The sequence below is a fragment of the Staphylococcus coagulans genome (assembly GCF_002901995.1).
Lineage (GTDB): Bacteria > Bacillota > Bacilli > Staphylococcales > Staphylococcaceae > Staphylococcus > Staphylococcus coagulans.
In genome coordinates, this window is the sequence record NZ_PPQN01000042.1 from 75,377 (window position 1) to 87,448 (window position 12,072).

Genomic DNA, 12,072 nt, shown 5'->3' on the forward strand with positions numbered 1-12,072 from the left:
CCATCAATATGATTATTAAAAATGTTGCCAATATCATGAAATTCAAGTAATACCTTCTCCAAGTAATACCTTCTCTTTGTAGTTATATTTAAGATCATTGAATTCTTAATGAGTTTTCCCCGTTTTTCTTAACCATTTTCGATATAACAATGCGCTGATGAGACCGATAAGTGTGAGTCCTGTTAATGTTTTCCAATAAGGTAGCGCATAGTGTAGTGTTACCTCAGTATCTCCTTTTTGTACAGGAATGACCGTCATTAGCCCATTGCCTTGTTTGACTACTCTTGATTCCCCATGCGCTTCTGCTGACAATCCTTCTCGATAAGGAATAGGTAATACAAGGTACTGTGCTTGATTCGAATTAAAATGTGCTTTCAATTGTTGTGCACCGCGTTCAATTCGAACGGGCTGTACACTCTTTTGAGCTTTTTTAAGTGTTTGATAGTTTTCTCCATATATGCCTTTAATACGGAAACGGTACTTCCCTTGCTTAAGTTTGACTTGAACTGTATCTTTGGCGGGTACTCGAACGGTAACTGGTGTGACAAAACGACGATAGGCATAATTTAATGATGTACGTCTTTGATAGAAATCATCCACTTTTAAGTAATGTGGCTGACTAGGGCTCAGTAATTCAACATCCATCTCAATATAATAATCTTTAAAAGCAGAATGTTGTTGGTGGGGAATTTGAATATTTACGCCTCCGTCTTTTTTATGAACTGATAAGTGATCTTTATTTAATGTTGCATCACGAGGTTGTATGGTTGCTTTGGAAACGAAATTAGTATTCGGTTCAAAAGATTGATTTGCTTTTGTATCTGGCATAACGACGCCTTGTAACATGGCTTGCTCGCGATCTAGAGGCGATTTTAAGTCATCAGGATTATATACTTTATTTGTTAAGTGCGCACTCGGGTATTGGATAAGATTTTTAGCATGTGCCCATGTTGTTTGGCCATCTTTAATATCGTTTTCAGGTTGCATACCATAAGGTAGAAGTGTATCCGGCGCTTTTTTGATACGATCTGAAACCCCCCATAAAGCATACAAGTTTGCACGATCACCTAATAACCGATAAGTACTATTACTATCATATTCCATATTAATCTGCATTTCTTTATCGTAATATTGAAGAATACGACCATCAAAAATGCTAGAGTAGAGCGCTACACCATTAAACCTATAAATGAGACTTGAATTTACTGCATAAGGATCCATATAGTCTATCCGTCCAATAGATGTTTGATGTTGTTTAATTTGGTTGATTTCTCGTTGTAATGTAGGACTATGATATTTTGCAGCTTGCAAATCTTTCATTGTCGACTGATAAGGTGCGATATTATTATGATGATAATCGATAAGTAGGACAAATTGTTGTACTACAAAGAGGATTAGAATTATCCACCGCATATTTTGTGTTAATTTCTTTTGTTTAAGTGCATAATGACTCAAAATGATTAGGATGATGATACTGACAATCATCCACCACATGGCACCTCTCGAAAAGAGCAGGGTTGTGATAGCTAAAAGAATAATCGGTATGAGTGACTGTAAAAAGTCTCTGCGTGTCAATTCATTGAAATATTTAATCCATAGCGTGATGAGTGCACTTGTTGTCAGTGCAAGGAAATAAACCCAGCGTCGTTGTGGAAAGGAAAACCCGTTAAACACACTATCAAAATAAGGCGATAAAGAACCAATTAAAAGAAGCCATGTTAAGACAGCAAACATTTTATATTCGTAATGACGATAGAGTTTAAATGAACATAACGCAACTAATGCAATAAATGTAACTGTAATATAAAATCCATTTGTAAAGATATGATATTTCTGAGAAAAATCTATGATGGGAGAAATTGTGACATCATTCGATTCTCGATCATTATTTAAAAACGAACGTACACCTGTGATAAATCCAATCGAAGCGATGCAAAAGCTGATGATGGTAGCCGGTATCAACAGGTAGAGTTTTTGCCATCTTGTGACACAATCTTTGGGATGTGTATGTATCATACGATAAATTAAATAGACTGTAAGGCCAATTAATTCGTAATAACTAAAATAAAAGTTCGAATATAAAGTTAAAGTAATCGCGATTATAAACAAACCGATTTTACGGCTTCTAAAAAAACGCTCCATACCCCAAATAGATAAAGGTAAATAAATTAAAATATCTCCAAAGAATGACCACGTAAAATTAAAATAGTAAACGACGGAAGAACTTGCGTAAAGAAATGCCCCTAAATAGCGTTCATAACGTTTAAAATTAAATGCTCTAAACATCCCGTATGCAGCGATAAAAGTCATGATACAACGTAAATAAGCCGTAAATATTTGGTTTCCAGGCCAAAAAGCAATCCCTTGAGGGTGCATATGAAATAGCCATTGTCCTAAAGCGACAAATAAGAAATTAAAATACATCATAGGAGAAGTAGCATAATAATAGGCTAAATCAGTAAAGTAATCACCGCCAAGTCCTAAAGATAAATCATAAAAGGACTTAAAATGAGAAAAACGATCATACAAAAACATTTGGAATGGCATCATTTGCTTAAATCCATCTCCGTTACCACTATAAATGATTCCATGAACAACAAAGCGATAGAGGACAGGTAAATAAACAATCAATCCCACAAAACTTGCAACAATCATAAGTTTAAGCCCTTTTTTAAAGGACAACGTTTTAGTTTGCATTTTCAACTTTTTCACTCTTTCTTTTTTGATAATGTTGTCGACACCAACGGCTAAACATGAAACTGAGTCCGACACTGAATATCGAAATAATAATCATTGTTATAAAATAAGGTGGACGATAAGTCAATTGGATTTCCTTTGCATGCGCTGAAACTGGGACGCCTGTCATCATATAGTTCACTTTTTCAACCTTTACCTTTTTACCATCAACTTTAGCGGACATGCCTAGGCGATAAGGGATGTTTATAACTGCCATACCCCCCTGATGTGCTCTCAAACGAATAAAGAACTTCCCTTGTTTTTCAACCAAATGATGCTTCATGTGATGATTGGCTTTTTTGAGAATTTGATAATTTTCTCCATATAAACCACGTAATTGGAAATGATAAATACCTTGAGGAGAAAATTGAATACGAATATTGCCATTTTCGTCTGGCTGAGTCCGATATAATAATTCATTTTGACCAGTGCGATAAATGGAATCATTAAACAAACGATTGTTTTGATAGTCATTCACGATAATCGTACTGTTACTATCAGGCAATCCTTTTTTAACATAAACAATAAGATAAAAATCTTTATTATTTTTTCGAATTGTATACGGAACATGAATGCGCAAGCCGCCCTCTGGTTGGGAGACTTTAATTTTATTCCTACCAATTTTATGTGCATGAATATATGAGGGATAGACCTTATTAATAAGATTGCTTGTTTTTGTCGGATAAGGGTCTCCCTTATTATCTAAAACAACACCTTCGATCATGGCATGTTCACGATCTAGAGGGTGTTTTAAATCACTTGATCGATAGTAACGCGCCATGACACGAACTGGTGGAAGGATATCCTGATTTTCATATATTTGATATTGACCTTGCTGTTTAACCCATTGAAAGTTTGCAGGTAATTCATGTTGGTAATCTTTCAACATTTGATAACGAACAGAAAATAAACTCGCGATATTGGAGCGGCTTCCTGTCGATTGATAACGGCTTACAGATTCTTCTTTTAAATTAATCATCAATTCGTGATAATAAAGTGCTACAAGATGATGATCAAAAATACTCGAATATAGACTCAACCCTCTAAAATTCTGGTACATTGGTGTGTTATCTTGCGCATTTACTCGCCAATCGATACGTTCTCCGGCCCTTAACTGCGACTTCATGTCGTTAACAAGTTCTTGTTGAAGCGGTGTATTGTAAAGACTTGCTTCTACATAAAATCGATTTGCCCTTTTTTCATGGTCTTGATGAAAGATTTGGTACTTTGTAAAAACAAGAGAGACAAGTAAGTTCAATACGAATAACGATATCAAATAAATACTGAACAGAAATGAGAAAATATACTTTGTCTGTGTATTTTTTAATAATAAGGCTAATAGCCCGATGAAAAAGACAGCGGGCAACATATATATCCAAGTGACATAGCGCTCATAAAAATAAGCGCTTATCCATACTACCAATATTGCAGGAATAGAAGTAAAGATATATGTTCTATAGTCTATAGATTTGAAGTGATGGAGATAGCATGCAATTAAACCACTTGAAGCAAATGCGAGTAAATAGTGCCAGCGTTTTTGTGGCGCAGAAAAGCCGTTAAAGAGACTGTCAACATATGGGATAAATGCGCATACAATCGTGATTAAGCTTAGAATAGCAAAGAGTCTAAAGTAAAAATGACGGTATAATTTAAAGGTCAGCAAAGCTTGAATCGTAATGAATAATATAACGATTAAATAATTATCGTAAAATAAATTTGAGCCAGAATTGAATGGCTCAACGAATGGAATACGGCCACTATAAGGAACTCTGCTATTATTTAAAAAGCTGTGAACACCATGAAAGAAAAAGAAAAGACTTGCACCTACGCCTAAAATGGCTCCAACAACAAGCGGAACAAATGATTGCTTTCGATGTATTAAATCTTCATCGTGCCGATAAATTAGACGCAAAAGATAGTAAATGATACCCATTAACACTTGATAATAAGCAAAATAAAAATTATTGATGAACGATATGGCGACGACAATTACAAAAAGTCCTATTTTTCCAGTTCTAAAAAAACGCTCAATACTTAAAAACAGGAGAGGCATCCAAATAAATACATCACTGAAAAATGGCCAATAGACTGTAAAACGAAAATATATCGGTGAAGTTGCAAATAAAAACGCAAATAAAATTGCAGCGTGGTGTTTTAAGTGTATGTATCTTGCATAAGCGTATGTCGCAAGGATAATGCATGCACATTTTAAAATTGAAACAATCAGTGCGAGTTTCAACCAATACATCATTTGAGTTGGATCGATAAGTCCCCAATGATGTAATAACCATGTTATGAGTGCAGTAATGATGAAAATGATATTCGTTGAAAAGTAGTAAGATAGATCTGTAAAAAAATCTCCCCCTAATCCGAAATCGGTCGCATAAAAAAAGGTACCCTCAGACCATTTTTGATATAAAAACATCTGAATTGGTACCATTTGTTCTAGACCATCATTAGGGCCAGTGAACAATAAACCATCTACACTAAAGCGATAAATGATATACGCGTGACCTATTAAAGATAAAATCAATGCTGTGATAATCATGTTTACAGATTGAAAAAAGCGCTTCATCATTGAACCCCACTTTATATATTATCGATCTTTAAGGATGTATTTAGATAAGACATAAGTGATTGGAATCGTTACAATTAAACCGATAAAAGGTGCAATCGATTCGTTAAAACTTAAATATTGTACAAAAATAAAAATAAGCAACGTTTGAGTGCCCATATTCACAACTTGTGTTAGCGGAAAAGCTAAAAACTTTTTTAAGGTTGGTTTGACTTTATAAACAAAGTAACAATTTAAATAGTAAGAAATAACAAAAGCAATAATAAAGCCAACGATATGGCTGATAAGATAATGAATATGAAGTAAGTTCAAAAGGATAAGGTATACGACGTAATAGTTCAATGTATTAATACCACCTACGAGAACAAACCTAAAAATTTCAGCAATTCTTTCTATATTATACATCAAAAAATACCTGCTTTCATGAAATCAAACGTTGTGTGATTAATAGCTATTGACGTTCAAGTTAATTATACTTAAAGTAATGTAGGTACCTCATAATATTCTAAGATAAATCATACATGTGATTCATGTATGGGTAGGTTGAAGAACATCTTGATGAATGCACAACTTAAAATGATATTTCTACCAAAATCAATAATTAATATAACATAGATAAATTGAAAAAACGATGTCTAGCGTATTATTTAAAGGAGTTTAAAATTTATGGTGATTCAGTGGTTTCCCGGTCACATGGCCAAAGCGAAAAGAGAAGTAACAGAGCAATTAAAAAAAGTGGATGTTGTATTTGAGTTAGTAGATGCACGAATTCCATTAAGTTCAAGAAATCCGATGATTGATGAAGTGATACAACAAAAGCCACGCGTAGTCATTTTTAATAAAAAAGATATGTCTCATTTAAAAGAAATGGAAAAGTGGTATACATTTTTTAAAGAAAAAGGGGCCTATCCTGTTGCGGTCGATGCTAAGCACGGTAAAGGTTTAAAGCAGGTCGAAGTCGCAGCTATAGAAGTAACGAAAGAAAAATTTGAACGTGAAAAAGCTAAAGGGTTAAAGCCAAGAGCGATTCGCGCGATGATAGTGGGTATCCCAAATGTAGGTAAATCAACGCTAATAAACAAATTGGCAAAACGCACAATCGCGCAAACAGGAAATAAACCAGGTGTAACGAAGCAGCAACAATGGATTAAAGTGGGTCAATCATTGCAATTATTAGATACACCAGGAATTTTATGGCCTAAATTTGAAGATCAGTTGATCGGTAAAAAGCTAAGTTTAACAGGTGCCATCAAAGATAGCATTGTGCATTTGGATGAAGTTGCCATTTATGGGTTAGAGTTTTTAATTGAACATGATTATGAAGGTTTATTGGCACATTACAAAATTGATGTGCCACGTGATGCAGACAATATTGAATGGTTTGACGCAATTGGGCGTAAAAGAGGCCTATTACAACGTGGAAATGAAGTAGACTATGAAGCTGTAATTGAATTAATTATTCATGAAATTAGAAATGCGAAAATAGGGACATATTGTTTCGATATTTATGATGAATTGAGTGTGCAATAAATGAAACAATCAAAAACTATTGCTCAAATCAAAAAAGAAATACAAGCCATTCAAAATATCCAAAGTTTAAAGGCACACCCGGATTATCATGATACTCGAAAGGGCGTACAACGTATTTTTTTAAGCCGTGAAAAGCAAATCGGAAAAATACAGGCACAGCTATTAAAATATGAGGAAATGTGCCAATTTGAAAATGAAATTTTAGCGCATCATCCGGAAGCATTGATTTGTGGAATAGATGAAGTGGGTAGAGGACCTTTAGCAGGGCCTGTCGTCGCGAGTGCGGTTGTTTTACAACCCGAACATCACTTTATTGGTATAAATGACTCTAAACAACTTTCTTCGGCTAAACGCAAGAACTTGAATACACAGTTACAAGCGAATGTACGTGCATGGCAAATTGGAGTGGTCACACCACAGGAAATTGACGAACGCAATATATACGAAGCAACCAAATTAGCCATGTATCGCGCAATTGAAAAGTTAACTGTGGTGCCTACGCATTATTTAATTGATGCGATGACATTAGATAAAATCGCTGCACCACAGCAGTCCATTATAAAAGGGGATGCTCGAAGTGTTTCAATAGCAGCAGCGAGTATTATTGCGAAAGAATATCGGGATGATTTGATGGCGTCTTATGATCAACAATACCCTGGCTATGATTTTTCAAATAACGCCGGTTACGGGACGAAAAAACATTTAGATGGTTTGGAAGCGTATGGTGTGACAGATATTCACCGCAAAAGTTTTGAACCGATCAAGTCAATCATCGCAAAGAAGCTGTAAGATTTAGTTGCTGATTTGATCTTATTTTGAAGGTCAATTAATCGTATTCGTTTGCAAATTTGTGAATCTATGTTTTACTATAATTAATTTCCAATTAAAGAAAGGAATTTGAAATTTATGGATGAAACATTACAGAAATTGTATAAAGTACTCGTTCACTTTGAAGAAACAGAAGTGGAGATTACACATGATGAAAAGAAATTAGAAAAAATAAAGCAAGAAATTGAACAAAATTTAAATATCTCTATTGAAGAAGAACAACAAGCTGACTTGATTCGTCTATTGAAAGACCATAATTTTGCTGTGGAATCAACAGAAGATGAACAAAAAACGATTAATGTCCCAATGGATGATGACACGCAAGTTACTTTCCAAGCAGACAAGTAATTTGATGAAATCATCCATCCGCTTCTCTGAATAATAAACTTTAAAAATGGCCGGAAGCGAGGTTGCCATATCACATGTATGGTAAACTCATTTCCGGCCTTTGTTTTATGCATTTTTTATGCTTCAAAACAATACATCTTATATCAATGATCTTTGCGGTGGATTGAATCTTGATGGTTAAAACCATTTGGATAACGACGCTCAAGTTTTTCTATGTTTAACTGTGCAATTTCATTCAAATCTGTATCAATGACAGATGCACATGTTGAGAGATACCACAATACATCTCCAAGCTCCTTCTTAAAAGCCGCCTTATCAAAATCGTGATCATGATACAAATGCTTTTTAATGATATCCGCGACTTCGCCGGATTCTCCATTAAGTCCCAATACGGCCATCTGAATATGTTTATGAAAATCGGGCTGATCTTTTAAAGTTCGCATTGCTTTTTGTTGATATGTATTAAAATCCATTAAAGATACCTCCTATTTTTCAGTCTATTAATGTATAAGGAAAGCTAAGTTTATATTATCATAATCAACTACGATAAAAGTGAAATTTAATGCAATACGGAAAGATGCGTCCATCATAAGCTTCTTTCTGTGACATCCTTTTATCATTCATGCCCATTAAAAAGTAGGGCGCTTAAATTAAATGGATTAAATCAGTGTTAAAAGTCTGATAAATAGTGAGAACTCTATATCTATCTGTTTACAATAGCGCTTACATTTCCTATAATTGAAATTGAACTTAACCTTAAGAAACAGGAGGATGGAGTATGAATATCCATGAGTATCAAGGAAAAGAAATTTTTCGCTCAATGGGCGTAGCAGTACCAGAAGGGCGCGTGGCTTTTTCAGCTGAAGAAGCTGTAGAAAAAGCGAAAGAGTTAGATACAGATGTTTATGTTGTAAAAGCACAAATTCACGCTGGGGGACGTGGTAAAGCAGGCGGTGTAAAAATTGCTAAGTCTTTATCAGAAGTTGAAACATACGCGAATGAATTGCTAGGTAAAGTGCTCGTTACACATCAAACGGGTCCAGAAGGTAAAGAAGTAAAACGCTTATACATCGAAGAAGGTGCAGATATTCAAAAAGAATATTACGTTGGCTTTGTGATTGATCGCGCAACAGATCGCGTAACTTTAATGGCATCTGAAGAAGGCGGAACTGAAATTGAAGAAGTTGCGGCTAAAAGTCCAGAAAAGATTTTTAAAGAAACAATCGACCCTGTCGTAGGTTTATCACCTTATCAAGCGCGTCGAATTGCGTTTAACATTAACATTCCTAAAGCATCAATTAATAAAGCAGTAAAATTTTTAATTTCTTTATACAATGTGTTCATTGAAAAAGATTGCTCTATTGTTGAAATTAATCCACTTGTTTTAACAGGTGAAGGGGAAGTTTTAGCGTTAGACTCTAAAATTAACTTCGATGACAATGCGTTATTCCGTCATAAAGATGTGGTGGAACTACGTGACTTGGATGAAGAAGATCCAAAAGAAATCGAAGCTTCTAAATATGAATTGTCCTATATCGCTTTAGACGGAAATATTGGTTGTATGGTTAACGGTGCCGGCTTAGCAATGGCAACAATGGATACAATTAACCATTTTAACGGTACACCAGCCAATTTCTTAGACGTAGGTGGCGGTGCTACTAAAGAAAAAGTGACTGAAGCTTTTAAAATTATTTTAGGGGATGGCAACGTAAAAGGTATTTTTGTAAATATCTTCGGGGGAATTATGCGTTGTGATATCATCGCTGAAGGTATTGTAGCTGCTGTTAAAGAAGTTGAGCTTACATTACCATTAGTCGTTCGTCTTGAAGGAACAAATGTAGACCAAGGTAAAAAAATCTTAAAAGAATCAGGTTTAGCAATTGAACCCGCTAGCACTATGGCTGAAGGCGCTCAAAAAATCGTTAAACTTGTAAGTGAAGCGTAAGGAAAGGATGGGACAACTAAAATGAGCGTATTTGTAGATAAGAATTCAAAAGTTATCGTACAAGGTATTACAGGGTCAACTGCCCTTTTCCATACTAAACAAATGTTAGAATATGGGACACAAATCGTCGCAGGTGTAACACCAGGTAAAGGTGGACAAGTGGTCGAAGGTGTACCGGTCTATAATACAGTGGAAGAAGCTAAGAAAGAAACAGGCGCAAACGTTTCTGTCATTTATGTACCTGCACCATTTGCTGCAGATGCTATTTTAGAGTGCGCGGATGCAGAATTAGATTTAGCTATTTGTATTACTGAGCATATTCCTGTTATTGATATGGTTAAAGTGAAACGTTATCTTGAAGGTAGAAAAACACGTTTAATTGGACCAAACTGCCCGGGTGTCATTACATCTGATGAAACAAAAATTGGTATTATGCCAGGTTATATTCATAAAAAAGGACATGTTGGTGTTGTTTCACGTTCAGGTACATTAACTTATGAAGCTGTTCATCAATTGACTGAAGAAGGCATCGGTCAATCTACAGCGGTAGGTATTGGCGGAGACCCAGTTAATGGTACAAACTTCATTGATGTTTTAGAAGCTTTTAATAACGATGATGAAACAAAAGCTGTAGTAATGATTGGTGAAATTGGCGGTACTGCTGAAGAAGAAGCGGCAGAATGGATTAAAGCCAATATGACTAAACCGGTTATCGGCTTTATCGGTGGTCAAACAGCTCCTCCAGGGAAACGTATGGGACACGCAGGTGCTATTATCTCTGGTGGTAAAGGAACTGCAGAAGAAAAAATCAAAACGCTTAATGATTGTGGCGTTAAAACAGCTGCAACACCTTCTGAAATTGGTGCAACGTTAATTGAAGCAGCTAAGGAAGCTGGCATTTATGAATCATTATTAACAGTGAAGGCATAACAGCATAACTAAAAGTTAAATATTAAAAAGGGTTGGCTCGCGTCAGCCCTTTTTATGCTTGATTTATAAATGAGCCGAATTCTTTGTGTTAAACCGCTCAATGAACAGGTATATTGAGCGCTGTTTAATAGAAATAATAAATATTTAATTCATTTTAGACATACATGGCAGGACATAAATACCTTATAATCTTAATGAGGTGACTAAAAGATGATGAAACAACTGTTACTTTTACTATTGTATGCCGGTTTTACAACACAACAGCTTCAAAAAATATATCCTATCTTACTCGCTTTAAAAGGTAATGTCGACGGCGTTAGTAACTATCTAAATGAAATGTTAAAAATGACGTCCTCTCAAAGCATTGTGCAAAAAATTAGGCGTTTTCGTTCATTAGAAATCGATACAATAGAATCTGATTTAAAACGACATCGTATTATTCCTATAGCGATTCATGACCCTCTTTATCCTTCCCAATTAAAAGAAATTCATGACCCTCCTTTTATCCTTTTTTGTAAAGGTAATCTCCAAACATTTAAAACGATGAAACATACTCTAGCAATTGTTGGCGCAAGACGCTGTACGAACTATACGCCACAAGCACTTTCGTATTTATTTAAAGACTTAAGCGAATACTCAATCACTATTATTTCTGGCTTAGCACATGGAACCGATGCACTTGCACATCAATTTGCGCTTGACTATCATATGCATACTATTGGTATTCTTGGATTTGGTCATCATCATCATTATCCTACAAGTACATTACAGTTGCGACAAAAAATCGAAAACCAGTTTCTTACAATAAGTGAATACCCACCACACACACCTATCGCAAAATTTAGATTTCCTGAAAGAAATAGATTGATTAGCGGATTATCTCAAGGGGTATTAATTACAGAAGCTCGGGCACGGAGTGGGGCACTCATTACCTTGGATCAAGCATTGGAACAAAATCGTAATGTTTATGTATTACCAGGTGATATTTTTAATCAGAACACAAGAGGTAATTTATTGCGTGTAAAAGAGGGGGCAGAAGTGATTTTATCCGCACAAGATATTCTTAAAGATTATAAAAATTAAATGTTAATGCTTTGTGAAATAATTATAAAAGATTGACAAATATAAAATTAACCGTTTATCATTTATCTTTGTAAATAGAAAAAGCAAGGGGGTAACT

The 12,072-nt window shown here is 35.1% G+C and carries 10 protein-coding genes; 6 read left to right on the plus strand and 4 right to left on the minus strand.

Annotated elements, in window-relative coordinates; translation table 11 throughout:
- Nucleotides 1-105: 105 nt before the first annotated feature.
- The 3 genes from CD118_RS09240 to CD118_RS09250 are packed head-to-tail and all read right to left on the minus strand — an operon-like array spanning nt 106 to nt 5,716.
- Nucleotides 106-2,697, minus strand: coding sequence for a YfhO family protein (locus tag CD118_RS09240; protein ID WP_169925604.1), 2,592 nt, complete (start codon nt 2,695-2,697; stop codon nt 106-108).
- The gene (locus CD118_RS09245; RefSeq protein ID WP_060830519.1) at nt 2,687-5,311 is read right to left on the minus strand and encodes a YfhO family protein; all 2,625 of its coding nucleotides are present in this window, start codon (nt 5,309-5,311) and stop codon (nt 2,687-2,689) included. The genes CD118_RS09240 and CD118_RS09245 overlap by 11 nt, the downstream gene beginning before the upstream one ends.
- A 21-nt stretch (nt 5,312-5,332) precedes the next feature.
- Entirely contained in the window at nt 5,333-5,716 is a 384-nt protein-coding gene (locus CD118_RS09250) for a GtrA family protein (protein ID WP_060830030.1), read from the minus strand.
- A 261-nt stretch (nt 5,717-5,977) separates the two neighbouring features.
- On the opposite strand from CD118_RS09250, the gene ylqF reads away from it, so the two are divergent.
- The 3 genes from ylqF to CD118_RS09265 all read left to right on the plus strand — a co-directional run bounded on the left by ylqF (nt 5,978) and on the right by CD118_RS09265 (nt 8,017).
- Nucleotides 5,978-6,841 (plus strand): ribosome biogenesis GTPase YlqF, encoded by an 864-nt coding sequence (gene ylqF / locus CD118_RS09255; protein WP_050332200.1) that lies wholly within the window; start codon nt 5,978-5,980, stop codon nt 6,839-6,841.
- A complete protein-coding gene (locus CD118_RS09260) occupies nt 6,842-7,630 on the plus strand; it encodes a ribonuclease HII (protein WP_060830028.1) in 789 nt (262 codons plus the stop codon).
- Between the two features lie 117 nt (nt 7,631-7,747).
- Nucleotides 7,748-8,017: a hypothetical protein gene (locus tag CD118_RS09265; RefSeq protein WP_016424899.1), complete on the plus strand. Its 270-nt coding sequence runs from the start codon at nt 7,748-7,750 to the stop codon at nt 8,015-8,017.
- Nucleotides 8,018-8,160: 143 nt separating this feature from the next.
- On the opposite strand, the gene CD118_RS09270 is transcribed toward CD118_RS09265, so the two are convergent.
- On the minus strand, nt 8,161-8,490 hold the full coding sequence (locus CD118_RS09270; RefSeq protein WP_103356605.1) for a nucleoside triphosphate pyrophosphohydrolase family protein: 330 nt from the start codon (nt 8,488-8,490) through the stop codon (nt 8,161-8,163).
- Nucleotides 8,491-8,795: 305 nt separating this feature from the next.
- Between CD118_RS09270 and sucC the strand changes: the two genes are divergently transcribed.
- The 3 genes from sucC (at nt 8,796) to dprA (ending at nt 11,975) form a co-directional block, all read left to right on the plus strand.
- A complete protein-coding gene (gene sucC / locus CD118_RS09275) occupies nt 8,796-9,962 on the plus strand; it encodes an ADP-forming succinate--CoA ligase subunit beta (protein ID WP_050345739.1) in 1,167 nt (388 codons plus the stop codon).
- A 21-nt stretch (nt 9,963-9,983) separates the two neighbouring features.
- Complete coding sequence (gene sucD / locus CD118_RS09280; RefSeq protein ID WP_016424902.1) at nt 9,984-10,892, plus strand: succinate--CoA ligase subunit alpha; 909 nt, start codon at nt 9,984-9,986, stop codon at nt 10,890-10,892.
- Nucleotides 10,893-11,102: 210 nt separating this feature from the next.
- The gene (dprA, locus tag CD118_RS09285; RefSeq protein WP_206167715.1) at nt 11,103-11,975 is read left to right on the plus strand and encodes a DNA-processing protein DprA; all 873 of its coding nucleotides are present in this window, start codon (nt 11,103-11,105) and stop codon (nt 11,973-11,975) included.
- Nucleotides 11,976-12,072 lie beyond the last annotated feature (97 nt).

Excerpts from the sequence above, each read along its gene's own strand:
- ylqF (WP_050332200.1), top strand. The coding sequence starts at position 5,978 with ATGGTGATTCAGTGGTTTCCCGGTCACATGGCCAAAGCGAAAAGAGAA.
- CD118_RS09270 (WP_103356605.1), bottom strand. The coding sequence starts at position 8,490 with ATGGATTTTAATACATATCAACAAAAAGCAATGCGAACTTTAAAAGAT.
- CD118_RS09245 (WP_060830519.1), bottom strand. The coding sequence starts at position 5,311 with ATGAAGCGCTTTTTTCAATCTGTAAACATGATTATCACAGCATTGATT.
- CD118_RS09260 (WP_060830028.1), top strand. The coding sequence starts at position 6,842 with ATGAAACAATCAAAAACTATTGCTCAAATCAAAAAAGAAATACAAGCC.
- sucC (WP_050345739.1), top strand. The coding sequence starts at position 8,796 with ATGAATATCCATGAGTATCAAGGAAAAGAAATTTTTCGCTCAATGGGC.
- CD118_RS09265 (WP_016424899.1), top strand. The coding sequence starts at position 7,748 with ATGGATGAAACATTACAGAAATTGTATAAAGTACTCGTTCACTTTGAA.
- sucD (WP_016424902.1), top strand. The coding sequence starts at position 9,984 with ATGAGCGTATTTGTAGATAAGAATTCAAAAGTTATCGTACAAGGTATT.
- dprA (WP_206167715.1), top strand. The coding sequence starts at position 11,103 with ATGATGAAACAACTGTTACTTTTACTATTGTATGCCGGTTTTACAACA.
- CD118_RS09250 (WP_060830030.1), bottom strand. The coding sequence starts at position 5,716 with ATGTATAATATAGAAAGAATTGCTGAAATTTTTAGGTTTGTTCTCGTA.
- CD118_RS09240 (WP_169925604.1), bottom strand. The coding sequence starts at position 2,697 with ATGCAAACTAAAACGTTGTCCTTTAAAAAAGGGCTTAAACTTATGATT.